The sequence below is a fragment of the Thermocrinis jamiesonii genome (genome assembly GCF_000702425.1).
In the GTDB taxonomy this organism is placed as follows: Bacteria; Aquificota; Aquificia; order Aquificales; family Aquificaceae; genus Thermocrinis; species Thermocrinis jamiesonii.
The window spans coordinates 1-639 of the sequence record NZ_JNIE01000003.1; the positions used below are offsets into that span (position 1 = coordinate 1).

General features: G+C 39.7%; 1 CRISPR repeat array (only partly in view).

The features are described 5' to 3' along the window. Window positions 1-65: 65 nt before the first annotated feature. Window positions 66-639: direct repeats of the CRISPR family, unit length 29 nt; unit sequence GTTCCTAATCTACCGTGTGGAGTTGAAAG (it continues 448 nt past the right edge of the window).

Sequence of the window (639 nt, forward strand, 5' to 3'; positions counted from 1 at the left end):
TGCGAGGGGTACCCCCTTGACAAAATTATTGATTTGTCTTATTTTGATTAAAGTGGTCAGTTGGGGTTCCTAATCTACCGTGTGGAGTTGAAAGTCGTGTTAAAACCGCGGAAAAAAGAAGCCATAAGAGACGTTCCTAATCTACCGTGTGGAGTTGAAAGTAGTTAATTTTGCTGTTAAATACATTCCAAAACCGATTAGTTCCTAATCTACCGTGTGGAGTTGAAAGGTGGGATTGGACATCTGACGGGTCAAGGTCTATGAACTGTTCCTAATCTACCGTGTGGAGTTGAAAGCCAATATTGAGGCGTTCTCTATGTCTCTATAGCACACCGTTCCTAATCTACCGTGTGGAGTTGAAAGAATGCTAATTATAGTGAAATGCTTGTATGCTTGTGTTGTTCCTAATCTACCGTGTGAAGTTGAAAGATCACTTGTGAGAGATCATAGATAAGACAACACAGCCGTTCCTAATCTACCGTGTGGAGTTGAAAGAACGAAGTTGAAAAAAGAATAAAAAAACTTGTTAAAAAGGTTCCTAATCTACCGTGTGGAGTTGAAAGGAAAAAGTTTCTTTAGTTCCATGGCTCCTACCTCCTGTTCCTAATCTACCGTGTGGAGTTGAAAGAATTCATAATT